We start from the raw sequence: 16,603 nt of genomic DNA, 5'->3' as shown, positions 1-16,603 counted from the left end.
CAAATCCGTGCAAAAATATTTCCCTCTCCACGTCGGGTTTGGTTAAACCCGGCCCAAAATACGGGAAACAACACCTGTCGCTCCAAAGAGCAGGGTTTATTAAGCAAGCTGCGTGCCAGATCTGTGGGTGTCGATGGATTCGGCTAGGCAATGGCGGCTGGTGGCCGGGATTTTCATGGGTATGAGGCATGCCGGGGCTGGCAAGATCGGGCCAGGTGTCACAACGGGGTGGCTGGCTTATCAGGCAGAGGCCAGCGTGCAGAGCGGGCAGGTCAAGCCGCGGCGCGTGCACGGTGCTCTGGCGGTGTGGCCGGGTGGTGGGGCGTGACAAACGGTACGGCACAGGCCAACTAAGGTAATAGCTGGCCTGTGCTGTAACGATCCCAGGCTTTACTGGCTTTTAAAGCGTACGCGGTAGCTGTGGTCGGCGTATTTCAGGTCCAGCAGCCAGTCGCCGCTGCCGCTGATGCATACCGGCAGGGTGACCTTGGCTTGCCACTGTGTGTTGCCATCGACAAAGCGGTAGCGGTTAAAGCCCATGTCCATTTTTTCCATGGAGAACTCGGCCGCCGGTGCGGCCCCCGCCGTTTTACCGAGGCTGATCAGAAAGGGCTGGCTGTGGCGTGGGGCACGGTCAAAGCGCAGCACGCTGCCGTCCGGCAGGGTACAGCCTTGCTGCAGATTGCTGCAGCTTACGTCCTGGCGCTGCAACTCGCTGCCTTTGTTTTGCAGGTACCAGTAGATCAGCCCGGCTTTCAGCATGGCAAAGCAGATCAGGGCAATGCCGACAAACAGCCATTGCTGGCGGCTGAGTTTTTTCATTGCCAGGCCCCCCGCATTTGCGCCACGCCGTGGGCACCGGCGTGTCTGGCCTGATCCAGGTTGGCCGCAGACAGCCCGCCCAGGGCAAAGACCGGCAGCGGTGCAGCGGGGGCCAGACAGCTAGCCAGGCCATCCCATCCCAGCCCGGGCTGGCCGGGGTGGCTGGCGGTGGCTTGTACATGGCCTAGCAGGGCGTAGTCCAGCCCCAGCGCGGCAGCACGGTCCAGCTCGGCGCGGCTGTGGCAGGACGCGCCTACCCAGGCAAAGTGCGGCCGTGCCTCGCAAGCGGCCAGGCGCTGGCTGTTCAGCTGCACGCCGTCTACCGGCCAGCCTTTCAGCCATGCCGGGTCGGCGTTCACGATGAGCTTGCCGCCAAGGGGGTGGATGATCTCGCTGATCTCGCCCACCAGTGCGGCCAACTGTTCGCGGCTTTTTTGCGGCTCGCGCACGATCACCCACGGGGCATCCCGGCGCTGTGCCAGCTTGTGCAGCAGCGTGTCGCGCCCGGTTTCGCTGATGCAGGTGAGGTTCAGCACGTCCGGCAGCTGCAGCGAGCGCAAGATGGGGTCGTTGGCGGGCAGCATGGGTTTCACCGACAGGTGGCCGGGCTGCTGCCAGGCAAAGGCCTGGCCTTCGTGCGGCTGCGGCTCGCCCTGCCACGCCCAGATGCGGTAGAACAGCAACTCGACCGAGGCGTGCTCGTAGTGGTGTACGCGGCGTAGCCACGGCGTAGCGTGGGTGACGATGATCCCCATTTCTTCCTGGAATTCGCGTACCAGGGCGTCGAATGGCGCTTCGCCAGCCTCTACCTTGCCACCGGGGAACTCCCAGTAGCCGGGGTAGGGTTTGCCAGCCGGGCGGCTGCCCAGCATGAACTGGCCGTCAGCGCGCATCAGCGCGCCCGCGACCACGGGAATAGTGTGCTTGTGTTCAGTCATGGTGCCCAGGGTTGGCCGCCAGGCGGCCGGTATCGGGTTTAGTGGCCCAGTTCGGCCACGCGCTCGGCAGGGCTGCGCCCGGCCCAGTCGCAGGCAAACTGCCAGGCCACGCGGCCGGAGCGGCTGCCGCGCAGCTGGCTCCATTGCAGTGCGGCGCGTTCGGCCTCGGCATCTAGCGGCAGGCTGAAATGGGCCAGCCAGCCGCGCACGGCGGCCAGGTAGGCGTGCTGGTCAAACGGGTAGAAAGATAGCCACAGGCCAAAGCGGTCGGAGAGTGATACTTTTTCTTCGGTGGTTTCTCCGGGGTGGATCTCGCCATCTTTCACCCAGCCTTCGCGGTTTTCGCTGGCGCGCTCGGGCATCAGGTGGCGGCGGTTGGAGGTGGCATACACCAGCAGGTTGGCCGCACGCTGCGCCAGGCCGCCATCCAGCGCCGACTTTAGCGCTTTATAGCTGTCTTCGCCTTCTTCAAACGACAGGTCGTCACAAAACAGGATGAAGTGCTCCGGCCGTGCCGCCACCAGCGCCACGATCTGGCCCAGGTCGGGCAGGTGGGTTTTGTCGACTTCGATCACCCGCAAGCCCTGCGCGGCATACTGCGCCAGCAGGGCCTTGATCAGCGACGATTTGCCAGTGCCGCGTGCGCCGGTCAGCAGCACGTTGTTGGCTGGGCGGCCGGCCAGAAACTGCTCGGTATTGCGTACGATCTGCGCTTTCTGGCGCTCGATATCGGTCAGGTCGGCCAGACGCACGGTGTGCGGGTCATGGATGGCTTCCAGCCAGCCGCTCAGCCCGGCGCGGCACCAGCGAAACGCGGGGGCAGACCAGTCCGGATCGGGAATGGCCGGTGGTAGCAGCGGCGCCAGGCGGTCCATCAGGGCTTCGGCGCGGGTAAGAAAAGCGTCCAGTTTGTCCATTGCAGCTCCGGTTCAGGCGGCCAGCGGTTTTTCCAGGATTTCCAGGTCTAGTGAGCTATCCAGCGGCAGGCCCACACCAGCCTCCAGCGGGTAGGGCTGGCGCTGGCCGGTAGGCTGGTAGCCACGGCGCAGGTAATAGGCGCGCAGCTCAGGCCGGCCAGCCAGTACGCTCATGCGTGCGCGTGGCAGGCGGTATTGCTGTATCAGCACGGCTTCGGCGTGGGCCAGCATGGTTTTGCCCATGCCGCCAGCCTGGCAGGCCGGGTCTACAGCCAGCATGCCGATATAGCCGTAACCCTCGGCTGGCTCGATGTGCACGCAGGCCACCAGTTTTTGCTGTTGCCAGCCAAGCAAGATCTGGCCGGGGGCAGCCAATACGGCGGCCAGCTGTGCCGGGTCGGTGCGTGCACCGCTGACCAATGCCGACTCGTGCGTCCAGCCTGCCTGGCCTGCGCCGGGGCGGTAGGCCAGGTTGACCAGGTGGCACAGCGCGGGCAGGTCGGCGGCGGTAGCGGTGGTGAGGTGCAGCATGGTTTAGTCGCGCAGCGTGATGCTGGGCCAGCCGTGCGCCTGGGCGTGGGCCAGCAGGGTGTCGTCGGCGTCTACGGCGACAGGGTGGGTGACGATGGACATCAGCGGCAGGTCGTTGCGCGAGTCGCTATAGAAATAGCTCTTGTCGTAGCTTTGCAGCGTTTCGCCGCGTGCGGCCAACCATTCGTTCAGGCGGGTGATCTTGCCCGCCTGGAAGCTGGGGGTGCCGGTGGGCTTGCCGGTGTAGTTGCCAGCTGCGTCTTCTTCCAGCTCTACCGCAATCAGGTGCGCCACGCCCAGCTCGCGGGCGATGGGGGCGGTGATGAAGCGGTTGGTGGCGGTGATGATCATTACCACATCGCCGGCGGCCTGGTGGGCGGCAACCAGCTCGCGTGCCTTGGGCGGGATGATAGGCAGGATGTGTTCCTGCATGTACTGCGCGTGCAGGGTGTCCAGTTCGCTGCGGCTGAAGCGGGTGAGCGGCGCCAGCTGAAAGTCCAGAAACTCGTAGATATCCAGCGTGCCGGCTTTGTACTGTTCGTAGAAGTAGTCGTTCTGGCGGGCGTGGTGGTCCGGGTCCAGAATGCCGCGTTTGATCAGGAACTTGGGCCACTCGGTGTCGGAGTCACCGGCAATCAGGGTGTTGTCTAGGTCAAACAGGGCAAGATTCATGTCAGGTTCCGGGGTTGGCGGTTTGCAATACGTTTTTCACCAGCGGCACGGTAATGGGCCGGCGCATGGCCAGCGAGTAGCGGTCCAGGGTGTCCAGCATGGTAATCAGGCTGGACAGGTCGCGCCGCCAGTGGGTGAGCAGGTAGCGGAAGACGTCGTCGCCAATGGCCAGCTGGCGGCTGGCGGCGTGGTGGCGCAGGGCAGCCAGCTTGTCGTTGTCCGACAGGGCTTTTACCTCGAACACCAGGCCCCAGCCCAGGCGGGTGCGCAGGTCGTCGCGCACCGGCGCTTGCATCGGTGGCTGGCGGCCGGCCATCAGCAGGCGGCCTTCGCCGCTTTCCTTGAGCGAGTTGTAGATGGAAAACAGCATGATCTGGTCGTCCGGCGGCAGGTCGTCCACGTGGTCGACGGCGATGAAGCTGGCCTCGCGCGCAAAGTCTGGCAGCTGCTCGTGCTGGGCGTCCAGGTAGATGGAGGCGCGGCCCATGCGCTCGGCGTGGGCGATCCACGCCTGTAGCAGGTGGGTTTTACCGCACCCAGGCTCGCCCCACAGGTACACAAAGCGCTCGCCTTCTTCGTGGGTGAGCGCAGCGATGATTTCGCGGTTGCGCTGCGCCAGAAAATTATCGAAGGCGGGGAGCGGGGTGGGGCTGAGGTCGAGAACGAGCTGATCCAACATGGGGGCGGTCAAAAAGAGTCAGGGGCCGATTTTACGCTGATAAAAGCCACTATTGAAATAATGTCTGACCAGATGGCGCATCAGAATCACGCTAATGGCAGAAAGCGGCAGCGCCAGCAGGATGCCGACAAAGCCCATCAGCTCGCCAAACGCCATCAGCGCAAAGATCACGGTCATCGGCGACAGGCCGATGCGCTCGCCCACCAGATAGGGGGTCACCAGAAAGCTTTCCAGCATTTGCCCTACCATGAATACGCCCCACACCATCAGGATGCCGCTGGCGCTGTCGTACTGCAGCACGGCAGCCAGCGTGGCCAGCAGCAGGCCCAGAAAGGCGCCCAGATAGGGGATGAAAACCAGCAGGCCGGCAATAATGCCGATGGCTACGCCCGAATCCAGACCCACCAGCCATAGCCCGCCACCGTAAATGGCCGCCATGATCAGCATGACCGACAGCTGGCCGCGCAGAAACTGCCCCAGCATGCTGTCGACTTCGCGTGCGATGCGGCCAACTTCGGCTTCCCAGCGCCGTGGTATCAGGCTGGCAATGCGCACCACCATATCGTCCCAGCCGTGCAAGAAGTAATAAAGAAGAATAGGCAGCAGGCTGAGGTTGGCCAGGCTGGACAGCAGCAGCGCCCCGCCATGGGTAAGCTGCGGCGCTACGCGGGTAATGGTCTGGCGCACATTGCCGGCATTCTGGCTCAGCACGCTGCGCCAGCTGTCGCTGTCTATGCTCAAGCTGGTGCCCAGCCAGGCGTTGATGCGCGGCAGGGCTTGGTGTTGCACAAAATCCACCAGTACGGGTAGCCGTGCTGCCAGCGCTTGTGCTTGTGATACCAGCATGGGCACCACAATCAGGATCAACCCCAGAATGGCAATAAACCCGCCTGCCATCACCAGCAGCAGCGAGCTGGTGCGCGACAGGCCTTTCTCCTGCAGCCGGTCTACTGCCGGGTCCAGGATATAGGCCAGGATGGCCGCGGTGACAAAAGGTGCCAGTACGCCCGCCAGCCTGCCAGCCAGCCATAGCAAGGCTGCCAGCGCGATAGCGATAATCAACCACGGAAGATAAACAGAGCGGGAGCGTTCCATTGTCTTTTCAGTTAAAATACAGCCGCTTTGGGCCAAGAGCCCAGGGCGCTCAAAGCAGCAAAACGATCACGTTAGCAGAAAGCGAGTTTACCTTGAACACCACGTCCCTCAGTTACCGTGATGCCGGCGTCGATATCGATGCAGGCGACGCGCTCGTCGAAAACATCAAGCCGTTTGCCAAACGCACCATGCGTCCGGAAGTCCTCGGTGGCCTCGGCGGTTTCGGCGCACTGGTGGAAATTTCCAAAAAATACCAAGAGCCGGTACTGGTTTCCGGTACTGACGGCGTCGGTACCAAGTTGAAGCTCGCCTTTGACTGGAACAAGCATGATACCGTCGGCATCGACCTGGTGGCCATGAGTGTCAACGACATTCTGGTACAAGGCGCCGAACCTCTGTTCTTCCTTGACTACTTTGCCTGCGGCAAGCTGGATGTACCGCAAGCTACCGACGTCATCAAGGGCATCGCCGAAGGCTGCGAGCAAGCAGGCTGCGCACTGATCGGTGGTGAAACCGCCGAAATGCCGGGCATGTACCCGGTAGGCGAATACGACCTGGCCGGCTTTGCCGTTGGCGTGGTTGAAAAGAGCAAGGTCATCACCGGCCGCGACATCAAGCCGGGCGATGTGGTTCTGGGCCTGAAATCCAACGGTGTGCACTCCAACGGTTACAGCCTGGTGCGCAAGATCATCGAGCGCGCCCAGCCAGACCTGGACGCTGCCTTTGACGGCGACAAAACCCTGCGTGAGGCCGTTATTGCCCCGACCCGCATCTACGTGAAGCCCCTGTTGGCGCTGATGGAGAAGCTGACGGTAAAAGGCATGGCGCACATCACCGGTGGCGGCATTACCGAAAACACCCCGCGCGTTCTGCCGGTAAACACCGTGGCCCAGATCGATGCCGCTAGCTGGACCATGCCCAAGCTGTTCCAGTGGCTGCAGGCCGAAGGCAATGTGGATGCACAGGAAATGTACCGCACCTTCAACTGTGGTATCGGCATGGTCGTGATCGTGGACGCGGCGGATGCCGACGCGGCAGCGGCCTTCCTGACCGAGCAGGGCGAAACCGTATCGCGCATTGGCGTGATTCGCGCCCGTAACGGCGACGAGCACCAGACCCAGGTAGGCTAAACCCTGTCTGGCTAAGGCAAAGCGCCGCCGGCAGTGCTGGCGGCGTTTCTGTTTGCGGCCAATCTTTTCTGCTACTGCATAACCGTTTCTGACTGCTGACATGAAAAACATCGTCATCCTGATTTCCGGCCGTGGCTCCAATATGCAAGCCATCGTCGATGCCCGGATCGCCGGCGCCCGTATTGCTGCCGTGATCGCCAACCGCCCCGACGCCGCTGGCCTGGCCTGGGCTGCCGAGCGTGGCATTGCCACCGTCGGCCTGGACCACAAGCAGTTTGCCAGCCGCGAAGCGTTTGACGAGCGCCTGGCGAGCGAAATCGACGCTTTCGCCCCCGATCTGGTGGTGCTGGCCGGTTTCATGCGTATCCTGACGCCTGCGTTTACCGCCCGCTACGAAGGCCGCATGCTGAATATTCACCCCTCGCTGCTGCCGTCTTTCCCCGGCCTGCACACGCACCAGCGTGCTATCGATATGGGCTGCAAGGTTGCCGGCTGCACCGTGCATTTCGTCACCGCCGAGCTGGACCACGGCCCGATCGTAGCCCAGGGCGTGGTGCCGGTGTTGGACGACGATACCGAAGCCGCGCTGGCCAACCGCGTGCTGGCGCTGGAGCACCAGCTGTATCCGCAGGCCGTGCGCCAGTTTGTTGCCGGCCAGCTGCAGGTGCGTGGCAGCCGTGTCACGGGCGTAGCCGCTAGCCAGGCTCAGGCAGCACTGATGGTACCGGCACCGCATTGAAGCGCTGGCGTAAACCGGCTGCCAGCCTGATGGCGGTGGCCTTTATCCTGTCCCTGCTGGCGCACCTGTTGGCGCTGGGCAGCGGGCTGGTGTCGTTTGACAGCATCGACATGCCGGAAGACCCGGCGCTGCGCAAGCTCAGCGCCACGCTGCAAGACATGCAGCTGGATATACCCAAGCCGCCCGCGTTGAGCGCCCCGCGCATCCCCGGTACGCTGGGTGTGCCCGCTGGCGAAGCGTCGCAACCGGTGGCCGACAAGCCCAAGCCGAAGCCAAAGAAAGCACCGGCTAGCCCGGCCAAGGCCAAGCCACGGCATGCCGCCAGTGCGGTAGCCGCCGTGCCGCCAGCACCAGATCATCAGGTAGCGCAGGCCGAGGCCAGCACACCCATGGCCAACGCGGCCAACCCTGCCAGGCAGGCAAGTGCACCGCAGGCAGAGGTAGCCAGCAAACCGGCTGACCATACCGATGCGGATAGCGACAAAGTGGTTAAGCCGGACGAGCGCATTACCCGCTTCCCCGCCGCAGCGCGCATGCAGTACGGCCTGTACCTGTCTGGTGTCTTGCTGGGCAGTGGCGAGATGCGCTGGCAACGCGATGGCAGCAGCTATAGTTTGATCACCGATGTTACGCCGGTGGTGGGCCCCAAGCTGCGCTACGAAACCGTCGGCAGCGTCACGCCGCAGGGCTTGCGGCCGGACAGCTTCAAGGCCACGCGGAATGGCGAGCCGCGCGAGTATGCCCGTTTTGACTGGGCAGCGGCCACGCTGGCCTATGGCGATAAGGAACACAAGTCTGAGCCCCTGCAGCCGGGGGCGCAAGACTGGCTCAGCCTAGGCGTGCAGCTGGCGCTGCGTGGCAAGAAGATGGGGGAGGCACCCATTCAGATCACCAATGGCAAAAAAGTGTACCGCATGGTGCTGCGGCCAGAAGGGGAAACCGATTTCGACACAGGCGCGGGGGTGATTCGCGCCGTGGTCATCCGCGTGCGTGAAGAGGGCGAGCTTACCGAATTCTGGCTAGCGCCCGACTTTGCCAATATTCCGCTGCGTATCCTGCGCGCAGACAAAGACAAGCGCTTCGAGCTGCGTGCGAATCTGATTGAACTAGATGGCGACACTGTGTGGAAACAGCCGCCACGACAACCGAGACAAGACAATGAAAGTAAACGTTAGCCAATTCAACCACCTGGAACAGGTACTGTTTGCCATGCTGCGCTTTGACCGCCCGGCCGACGCCGTGCTCACCGCGCATTTCCGCCAGCATAGCAAGCTGGGCGGCACCGACCGTCACCTGATTGCCGAAACCGCCTTTGCCTGCCTGCGCCACCTGGAAACCCTGCGCCCGCTGTGTGGCAAGCAGGTGAACTCGCGTCGCCTGGCGCTGGCTACCCTGGTGCGTATCGGTGGGACCAACCTGCGCGAGCTGGATGGCGTGATGAAAGAAACCGAGCGCGAATGGCTGGCATCGGTAAAAGGCGCCGAGCTGCCGGACGACCTGAGCGCCCGCTCCGGCCTGCCAGGCTGGGTGATCGGCCTGCTGGGCGAGCAGGAAGAGGGCGAGGTGATTGCGCTGGGTAAAGGCCTGGCGTCTTACGCACCGCTGGACCTGCGCGTGAATACCCTGAAAATGAAGCGTGACGACGCTCTGATCCAGCTGCAGGATTCCGGCATTGCCTGCGAGCCTACCCCGTATTCGCCTATCGGTATCCGCCTGAAAGGCAAGCCGGCGCTGGCCCGTCACCCGCTGTTTGTCGGCGGCGCCATCGAAGTACAAGACGAAGGCAGCCAGCTGCTGGGCCTGCTGACCGGCGCGCGCCGTGGCGAAATGGTCGTGGATTTCTGCGCCGGTGCCGGTGGCAAAACCCTGCTGCTGGGCGCGCAGATGGCTTCCAGCGGCCGCCTGTACGCGTTTGATATCTCGGAAAAACGCCTGGCCAACCTGAAGCCGCGTCTGGCGCGCTCCGGCCTGTCCAACGTGAACAGCACCCTGATCGCACACGAGAACGACACCAAGGTAAAACGCCTGGCCGGCAAAGCCGACCGCGTACTGGTCGATGCGCCATGCTCCGGCCTGGGTACCCTGCGCCGCAACCCGGACCTGAAATACCGCCAGAGCCCGGAAAGCGTAGCCGAGCTGAACGCCAAGCAAACCGCCATTCTGGCCTCGGCCTCGCGCTTGGTGCGCGCCGGCGGCCGCCTGGTGTACGCCACCTGCAGCCTGCTGCCGGCAGAAAACCAGGACATCGTGAAGGCGTTTCTGGAAAGCCACCCGGATTTCGAGCTGCTGCCAGCCAACACCCTGCTGGCCGAGATGAAAATTGCGCTGGATACCGGCGATTACCTGAGCCTGCGCCCGCACCTGCATAACAGTGACGGTTTTTTTGCCGCCGTGTTGCAGCGCAAGGCTTGAGTCGCAGCGCCAGCGGCCCTAGAATAGTCGATTGAATTTGTCGGGTAATCGCCCGGCCATTAATGCAAAAGGAAGATCATGTCGATTCAGGACACCATCCGCCAGACCGTTACCGAAAACCCGGTCGTGCTGTACATGAAAGGCTCCGCCACCTTCCCGCAGTGCGGTTTTTCCAGCCGTGCCGTACAAATCATCAAGGCCTGTGGCGTTGAGAAGTTTGTGACCGTCGATGTGCTGGCCGACCCGGAAGTACGCCAGGGCATCAAGGACTACGCCAACTGGCCGACCATCCCGCAGCTGTACGTGAACGGCGAGTTCGTTGGCGGCTCGGACATCATGTACGAGATGTACCAAGCCGGCGAGCTGCAGGAACTGCTGAAAGACATCGCAGCGTCCTGATCCTGCCAGGCAGCCCGCGCGTGCGGCTGTCGTGAGCTGCAAACCCTGCCCTTTGCTGTGGCAGGGTTTGTCTTTTTATGGGTGTCGCCTGCAGATACGGCGTGCTGCACTGTTTGATCTGGCACAGTTGGCCGCATGAAACAGGGAAAACCCTGTACGCAGGGCATGGCTGCAAACAGCTGTTTGCTTGTACAATATCGCCCCATACCAATTTAGCGAACCGGCTGCCGCCTGGCGGCCGGTTTTCCGTATCAAGAAAAGCGGTTTGCACGGGCGCCAGCCTGACGCAGCCGCTTTTTGCCAAGGTTTGGGAAGAGCATGAACATCACCGTAGTCAATCACCCGCTGGTACAACACAAACTCGGCCTGCTGCGCGAGGGCGATATCAGCACCATGAAATTCCGCCTGCTGACCCAGGAGCTGGCTCGCCTGCTGGCTTATGAAGCCACCCGTGATTTCGAGCTGGAAACCGTTACCATCGATGGCTGGTGCGGCCCGATCGACGTGCAGCAAATCAAAGGCAAGAAAGTCACCGTGGTACCTATCCTGCGCGCCGGTATCGGCATGCTGGACGGCGTGCTTGATCTGGTGCCGTCGGCCAAGATCAGCGTGGTAGGCCTGGCGCGTAACGAAGAAACCCTGGAGCCGGTGTCGTACTTCGAAAAGTTTGTCGGCAATCTGGACGAGCGCATCGCCATGATCATCGATCCGATGCTGGCCACCGGTGGCTCGCTGATTGCCACCATCGACCTGCTCAAGCGCAATGGCTGCAAGCACATCAAGGCGGTGGTGATGGTGGCGGCACCGGAAGGCGTGAAAGCGGTAAACGACGCCCACCCGGACGTGCAGATCGTGGCCGCCTCGCTGGATAGCCACCTGAACGAGCACGGTTACATCATCCCGGGTCTGGGTGATGCCGGCGACAAGATATTCGGTACCAAACACGCCTGATACCTGGCAGACAGCCGCTTGCAAAAGCGGCTTTTTTGCAGCCGCGGCCAACCTTGTGGGCAGCATCAGCAGGCCAGGGCGCGGTTTGATCGCCCGCTGGGTGAGGCGGTCATGTATTGGGCGGTGTCATGCCGCTGCAGGCACAAAGCATTCAACAACAAGAAGGTAAAACCTATGTTCCAACAAGTGAAAGTGGCCCTGTCCGGCGCCCAGATCCTGTTCGTCGCCTTTGGCGCGCTGGTTCTGGTGCCGTTGCTTACCGGCCTGAACCCCGCCATGGCACTGCTGGGCGCCGGCTTGGGCACCTTGCTGTTCCAGTTGTGTACCGGCCGCCAGGTGCCCATCTTCCTGGGCTCTTCTTTTGCCTTTATCGGCCCCATCATTTATTCGATGCAAACCTGGGGGCAGGGCGCCACCATGTTCGGCTTGTTCTTTGCCGGCTTCATGTACTTTGTGTTTGCTGCCATCGTGAAATGGCGCGGCATGGCGCTGGTCAACAAGCTGCTGCCGCCAGTGGTAATCGGCCCGGTGATCATGATCATCGGCCTGTCGGTAGCCGGTGCCGCATCCAATATGGCCATGGGTCGTGCGGGCGGCCAACAGGTGATGCCGTATGAAACCTCGCTGCTGCTGGCGGCCATCTCGCTGGCGACCACCATTGCGGTATCGATCTACGCCCGCGGCATGTTCAAGCTGGTGCCGATCCTGGCGGGGGTGACCGTGGGCTATATCGCCGCAGCCTTCATGGGCGTGGTGGATTTTGCCAAGGTTGCCAACGCACCGTGGTTTGCTACGCCGGTCTTCCACAGCCCGGAAGTCAACTGGGCAGCGGCGTTGTTCATGCTGCCGGTGGCCATTGCCCCGGCGATTGAACACATCGGTGGCGTGATGGCCATTGGCGGTGTTACCGGCAAGGACTACACCAAGACCCCTGGCCTGCACCGCACGCTGGCTGGTGACGGCCTGGGCGTATGCGTGGCCGGCCTGATCGGTGGCCCACCCGTTACCACTTACGCTGAAGTAACCGGCGCGGTGATGATTACCCGCAACTTCAACCCGGTGGTGATGACCTGGGCGGCGATTTTTGCCATTGCCATGGCGTTCTTTGGCAAGTTCAACGCGCTGCTGCAGTCCATCCCCATGCCGGTCATGGGCGGCATCATGGTGCTGCTGTTCGGTACCATCGCTTCCATTGGCCTGAAAACGCTGATTGAAGCCAAGGTAGACCTGATGGAGCCGCGCAACCTGGTGATCATCTCGGTGGTGCTGACGGCCGGTATCGGCGGCCTGGAGCTGAAGTTCGGCTCCTTCGGCCTGGTGGGTGTGGGCCTGTGCTCGGTGCTGGCGCTGATTCTCAACCTGATACTGCCAGGCAAGTCGGCCAGCCACGACGGTATCGTGGAAGGGCAGGACATCTAGCCTGCTAGTTGGCCGCAGGCTGCGGCCAAGCTGTCTATCTGGTAAAACACCCCGCTACGGCGGGGTGTTTTGCGTTAGGGGCTTGGTATCAGGCCAGCACCAGCTGCACGCTCAGCGCATCATTGGGGCCGATAGCCAGCAAGCGGTCGATATTGGGGTGCTTGCCGGGGAAAGCCAGCGCGTCGGCCGTGTGCTCGGCATACAGCGCCAGCCCTTGCTGCGCAGCGGCGTGGTTGATACAGCCGTGCTGCAGCCACAGGGCATGATACAGCCGCACCGAGCCGCTGGAGCCGGGTTTGGCTTCTATCAGCGCCACTTGCTCGCCTGCAGCATTATGCAGCGTCAGCGCGGTGAGATGGTCGATGGCGGGCAGGGTGGGCAGAATGTCGGCAAAAGAGGGCATGAAAAACTCCGGTAGTGAATAAAGGGAGTTTGGTGCATGGCGCTGAAATTTCCAGCTAATGTTATCGAAATTTTTCAGCGTGATGCCTGGCGCTGCTGCCCCCAGCACATCGTGTCTCTGCGGCGCCGACGCAGACAGTACACATAGCCGGGCCGTGCACCAGGCCTCTGCTGGCGAGGCTTAGTGGGCAAGCAGCCCGTACTCCAGCAGCAGGCTGGCAAATATCACCGCACCGACGCGGTTATTATCCAGAAAAGCCTTGAAGCACAGGGCGCGGTCGCGGGTGCGGATCTCGCCATACTGCTTGCCGATCAATACGGCCGAGATCGCCAGGCCGCCAAAGTAGGGCCAGCCCAGCCCTAGCTGCCAGCCCAAGCCCAGCATTAGCGCCATGAACACGCCATGGCACAGCATGATGGCGGCCACGTCGTAGTCGCCAAAGGTAATGGCCGAGGTCTTGATGCCGATTTTCAGGTCGTCTGGTTTATCGGCCATGGCGTAGGCGGTGTCGTAGGCTACCGTCCAGAACAGGTTGGCCGCCAGCAGCCACCACGCGGTGCTGTCCACGCGGCCGGTTTGTGCGGCATAGGCCATGGGAATGCCAAACGAAAATGCCAGCCCCAGATAAGCCTGCGGTAGCGGAAAGAAACGCTTGGTGAACGGGTAAGTCGCCGCGAGCAGTACCGCCGGGATGCTCATCAGCAGCGTCAGGCTGTTCATCGGCAGCACCAGCAGCAGGCTGAGCAGCGCCAGCCCTGCGGCCAACCATAGCGCCTCTTTTTCGGTGACGGCACCGCGGGCAAACGGGCGCTGGGCGGTGCGCGCTACGTGGGCGTCAAAATGGCGGTCGGCATAATCGTTAATCACGCAGCCGGCCGAGCGCATCAGAAAGGTACCCAGGACAAAAACCAGCAGCACCAGCCAGTCTGGCCGGCCTTTGGATGCCAGCCACAGGCCCCATAGTGTGGGCCAGAGCAATAGCAGGGTGCCGATGGGCCGGTCTACGCGCATCAGTTGGCCATAGACCGTTGCGCGTTCGCGCAGCAGGGCGGTGTTCATCGCAGGTAATTCTCCAGGGCCGGTAAAAACACCTCGCTTACCAGCAGCGGGGAGTTGGCCAGGGTAAAGCGGCAGCGGCGGGCGCCCAGCTGTGGCGCATGGTGGGTATCGTGGGCGCTGGCCAGGGTATGCAGCGGGTGCGGGGCGGCGGTTTGCAGGAACTGCAGCGCTTCGCGCCCCAGGCCGGGCAGGCCGCCAAACAGGGTAAGCCCCAGCGAGCGGCTGCCGCGCTCCAGTATCGGGCGCCAGGCCTGGCTGTCTTGCAGGGTAATACTGCGTGCTACCACCACGGCTTCGCCATTCAGCATTAATCGAACGTGTCTGGCATAAACCGGTTGCTTTGCGCTAATCTGCAGCAGTTCCGCCTCGTCGGCGTAGATAGTCGTATGGCCTTGCGCCAGCACGTCTACCGCAAAGGGGTGGCCGGTTGCCATCAAGTGTTCGGTCAGCGAGCCACGTGTCGCCATGCACGCTGCCAGTAAAGGGCTGCATGCCGGCAGCGTAGCCGACCAGCGTTGTTTTTCATCCATGGGCGGCATTATGCCAAAACGTGCTTTGTGCTGTCCTGCCCTTGCGGCCAACCTTGTATTCTTATTGCCATGATCGAAACCTTTATCTGGCTGCTGGCGTATCAGTTCATCGGCGAAGTCATCGCCCGTAGCCTGGGCTGGCCGGTGCCTGGCGCCGTGCTGGGCATGCTGCTGCTGTTTATTACGCTGTGCGCACGCCGTGGCGTGCCACACGCGCTGCGCGACAACATCCCGCGGCTGATGACCCATATGTCGCTGCTGTTCATTCCTGCCGGTGTGGGCATTCTGGCGTTTTGGCCCATGCTATCGGCGCACCCGCTTAGCCTGCCCATCCTGCTAGTGGTGGCCACGCTGTCTACGTTTATCATCACCGCGCTGGTGTTACAGCTGGGGCTGTGGTGGCAGAAACGCAGGAGGCCGGTATGAGCGTACTGGCCTGGGTGCAAAACGCCCCGCTCACCGGCCTGCTGCTAACGTTGGCCGCCTACCGCACCGCGCTGACTCTCAGCCGCCGCTATCACGGCCACCCGCTGGCGAATACGGTGCTGATGGGGGCGGTCATGGTGATTGCGGTATTGCTGCTGCTGGGCATGGATTTCCAGCAGTACATGAAAGGCGCTGGCTTTATCCAGTTTCTGCTCGGGCCGGTGACTGTGGCGCTGGCTATCCCGCTGTACAACAACCTGGGGCGGTTACGTAAAAGTGGTCTGCCCATCTTGCTGGCCATTATTATCGGTAGCGCTGCCGGCGTGGTGACTGCGGTCTGTGCAGGCCTGCTGTTTGATATGCCTCGCAGCATGGTGCTGTCGCTGGCGCCGCGTTCTGCCACCACCCCCATTGCCATGGGCGTGGCTGACGTGCTGGGGGGGATCCCCGCGCTGGCGGCGACCTTCGTCATCGTCACCGGCATCATCGGTGCCATCTGCGCCAAGCCGCTGATACAGCTGCTGCGTATCCACGATGATGTCGTGCTGGGTGTCGCCACTGGCGTGGCGGCGCACGGTATCGGTACCGCGCGCGTTTTCCAGCTGTCAGAAACAGCGGGAGCCTTTGCCGGGCTGGCCATGGGGCTCACAGGCTTGTTTACGGCCATCCTTGCCCCCATTCTGGTGCACTACCTGCTGTAATGGCACCCACGTACACTGCAACACCATAAACACAACAACATTCTAACGAGGAGCACCCATGGACCTGATTCTGTGGCGACACGCCGAAGCCGAAGACGGCAATGACGACCTGGCCCGCGCACTCACCCGTCGCGGCCAACAACAAGCCCGTCGGATGGCCGACTGGCTGCACAAGCAGCTACCCGACAATTACCGTTTGCTGGCATCGGAAGCCGTACGCTCCCAGCAAACCGCCGCCTTCCTGGCAAAAAGCTACGAGATCCTGCCGGCATTGAACCCGGATGCTTCAGTAGAAGAAGTGCTGGCCGCTGTTGGCTGGCCGGAATGTGGCAAAACCATTGTTCTGGTAGGGCACCAGCCTTACATTGGCCGCCTGGCGGCCACATTGCTTAGCGAGCAGCCACTATTGTGGAGCGTGAAAAAGGGCTCCATCTGGTGGCTGAACCATCGCGAACGCCATGGCATTGAACAAATCCGCCTCAAAGCCATGATGACACCTGCCATGCTCGAATCACTTTAAGCCGGGTAAGCCGTACACATCATCAAGTTGGCCGCCTGCGGCCAACTTTTTTGCTTTTTTGTGCCGTTGCAAATCAACATCTTAAGCAAATACTTGCAGTTTATTGCGGTGCAAGTGTTGACGGGTGTGGGCGGGGTGGGTATAGTTCGCCTCCTCAGCTGACGACGCAAACGAAACAAGCAGTCAGCACCGCTCTTTAACAGACCAAATAACCGATAGGTGTAAGTGTCTGGCTAAGCCAAATACTTGCACTGCAAAGA

At 62.1% G+C, this 16,603-nt stretch carries 20 protein-coding genes; 10 read left to right on the top strand and 10 right to left on the bottom strand.

The genetic code is table 11. From position 1 onward, the window contains the following. Window positions 1-390: 390 nt before the first annotated feature. From ACZ9XP_RS13330 to ACZ9XP_RS13300, 7 genes are read right to left on the bottom strand one after another with little or no spacing between them, the layout of a single operon-like run. Window positions 391-822 (bottom strand): hypothetical protein, encoded by a 432-nt coding sequence (locus tag ACZ9XP_RS13330; protein WP_147689226.1) that lies wholly within the window; start codon window positions 820-822, stop codon window positions 391-393. Continuing rightward, window positions 819-1,760, bottom strand: a complete 942-nt coding sequence (locus ACZ9XP_RS13325; protein WP_147689227.1) for a Nudix family hydrolase — start codon at window positions 1,758-1,760, stop codon at window positions 819-821. The genes ACZ9XP_RS13330 and ACZ9XP_RS13325 overlap by 4 nt, the downstream gene beginning before the upstream one ends. Before the next feature lie 38 nt (window positions 1,761-1,798). Then, window positions 1,799-2,677: an ATP-binding protein gene (locus ACZ9XP_RS13320; RefSeq protein WP_147689228.1), complete on the bottom strand. Its 879-nt coding sequence runs from the start codon at window positions 2,675-2,677 to the stop codon at window positions 1,799-1,801. A gap of 12 nt (window positions 2,678-2,689) precedes the next feature. Then, window positions 2,690-3,208, bottom strand: coding sequence for a GNAT family N-acetyltransferase (locus tag ACZ9XP_RS13315; protein WP_147689229.1), 519 nt, complete (start codon window positions 3,206-3,208; stop codon window positions 2,690-2,692). A 3-nt stretch (window positions 3,209-3,211) separates the two neighbouring features. Then, window positions 3,212-3,880: a histidinol-phosphatase gene (locus tag ACZ9XP_RS13310; RefSeq protein WP_147689230.1), complete on the bottom strand. Its 669-nt coding sequence runs from the start codon at window positions 3,878-3,880 to the stop codon at window positions 3,212-3,214. Window position 3,881: 1 nt separating this feature from the next. After that, window positions 3,882-4,559, bottom strand: a complete 678-nt coding sequence (gene hda / locus ACZ9XP_RS13305; protein ID WP_017509990.1) for a DnaA regulatory inactivator Hda — start codon at window positions 4,557-4,559, stop codon at window positions 3,882-3,884. Between the two features lie 18 nt (window positions 4,560-4,577). Then, window positions 4,578-5,654 (bottom strand): AI-2E family transporter, encoded by a 1,077-nt coding sequence (locus ACZ9XP_RS13300; protein ID WP_465188579.1) that lies wholly within the window; start codon window positions 5,652-5,654, stop codon window positions 4,578-4,580. Window positions 5,655-5,746: 92 nt separating this feature from the next. On the opposite strand from ACZ9XP_RS13300, the gene purM reads away from it, so the two are divergent. The 7 genes from purM to ACZ9XP_RS13265 all read left to right on the top strand — a co-directional run bounded on the left by purM (window position 5,747) and on the right by ACZ9XP_RS13265 (window position 12,704). Next, window positions 5,747-6,784: a phosphoribosylformylglycinamidine cyclo-ligase gene (purM, locus tag ACZ9XP_RS13295; protein ID WP_465188578.1), complete on the top strand. Its 1,038-nt coding sequence runs from the start codon at window positions 5,747-5,749 to the stop codon at window positions 6,782-6,784. A 100-nt stretch (window positions 6,785-6,884) separates the two neighbouring features. Then, the gene (gene purN / locus ACZ9XP_RS13290; RefSeq protein WP_438697294.1) at window positions 6,885-7,523 is read left to right on the top strand and encodes a phosphoribosylglycinamide formyltransferase; all 639 of its coding nucleotides are present in this window, start codon (window positions 6,885-6,887) and stop codon (window positions 7,521-7,523) included. Next, entirely contained in the window at window positions 7,520-8,698 is a 1,179-nt protein-coding gene (locus ACZ9XP_RS13285) for a DUF3108 domain-containing protein (RefSeq protein ID WP_465188577.1), read from the top strand. The genes purN and ACZ9XP_RS13285 overlap by 4 nt, the downstream gene beginning before the upstream one ends. After that, entirely contained in the window at window positions 8,682-9,935 is a 1,254-nt protein-coding gene (locus ACZ9XP_RS13280; RefSeq protein WP_465188576.1) for an RsmB/NOP family class I SAM-dependent RNA methyltransferase, read from the top strand. Before ACZ9XP_RS13285 ends, ACZ9XP_RS13280 begins: the two co-directional genes overlap by 17 nt. A 75-nt stretch (window positions 9,936-10,010) precedes the next feature. Continuing rightward, complete coding sequence (grxD, locus tag ACZ9XP_RS13275) at window positions 10,011-10,334, top strand: Grx4 family monothiol glutaredoxin (RefSeq protein WP_206211521.1); 324 nt, start codon at window positions 10,011-10,013, stop codon at window positions 10,332-10,334. A gap of 318 nt (window positions 10,335-10,652) precedes the next feature. Further along, a complete protein-coding gene (gene upp, locus ACZ9XP_RS13270; RefSeq protein WP_017509997.1) occupies window positions 10,653-11,285 on the top strand; it encodes a uracil phosphoribosyltransferase in 633 nt (210 codons plus the stop codon). 174 nt (window positions 11,286-11,459) lie between these two features. After that, entirely contained in the window at window positions 11,460-12,704 is a 1,245-nt protein-coding gene (locus ACZ9XP_RS13265; protein ID WP_147689235.1) for a uracil-xanthine permease family protein, read from the top strand. 88 nt (window positions 12,705-12,792) lie between these two features. Here ACZ9XP_RS13265 and ACZ9XP_RS13260 read toward each other — a convergent pair whose 3' ends face one another. The 3 genes from ACZ9XP_RS13260 to ACZ9XP_RS13250 form a co-directional block, all read right to left on the bottom strand. Continuing rightward, on the bottom strand, window positions 12,793-13,107 hold the full coding sequence (locus ACZ9XP_RS13260; RefSeq protein WP_465188575.1) for a DUF2322 family protein: 315 nt from the start codon (window positions 13,105-13,107) through the stop codon (window positions 12,793-12,795). A 180-nt stretch (window positions 13,108-13,287) separates the two neighbouring features. After that, window positions 13,288-14,166 carry a 4-hydroxybenzoate octaprenyltransferase gene (gene ubiA, locus ACZ9XP_RS13255; protein ID WP_438696868.1) on the bottom strand — a complete coding sequence of 293 codons (879 nt, stop codon included), beginning with the start codon at window positions 14,164-14,166 and terminating at the stop codon, window positions 13,288-13,290. Continuing rightward, the gene (locus ACZ9XP_RS13250; RefSeq protein WP_465188574.1) at window positions 14,163-14,696 is read right to left on the bottom strand and encodes a chorismate--pyruvate lyase family protein; all 534 of its coding nucleotides are present in this window, start codon (window positions 14,694-14,696) and stop codon (window positions 14,163-14,165) included. Before ACZ9XP_RS13250 ends, ubiA begins: the two co-directional genes overlap by 4 nt. 69 nt (window positions 14,697-14,765) lie before the next feature. Between ACZ9XP_RS13250 and ACZ9XP_RS13245 the strand changes: the two genes are divergently transcribed. The 3 genes from ACZ9XP_RS13245 to ACZ9XP_RS13235 are packed head-to-tail and all read left to right on the top strand — an operon-like array spanning window position 14,766 to window position 16,343. Continuing rightward, window positions 14,766-15,122: a CidA/LrgA family protein gene (locus ACZ9XP_RS13245; protein WP_465188573.1), complete on the top strand. Its 357-nt coding sequence runs from the start codon at window positions 14,766-14,768 to the stop codon at window positions 15,120-15,122. Beyond that, complete coding sequence (locus ACZ9XP_RS13240) at window positions 15,119-15,823, top strand: LrgB family protein (RefSeq protein ID WP_465188572.1); 705 nt, start codon at window positions 15,119-15,121, stop codon at window positions 15,821-15,823. The genes ACZ9XP_RS13245 and ACZ9XP_RS13240 overlap by 4 nt, the downstream gene beginning before the upstream one ends. Before the next feature lie 58 nt (window positions 15,824-15,881). After that, window positions 15,882-16,343, top strand: coding sequence for a SixA phosphatase family protein (locus ACZ9XP_RS13235; RefSeq protein ID WP_147689241.1), 462 nt, complete (start codon window positions 15,882-15,884; stop codon window positions 16,341-16,343). Window positions 16,344-16,603: the final 260 nt, after the last annotated feature.

This window comes from Vogesella perlucida, assembly GCF_979366545.1.
The sequence above is the reverse complement of the archived record's forward strand: the minus strand, read 5'-3'. Positions and strand labels throughout refer to the sequence as shown.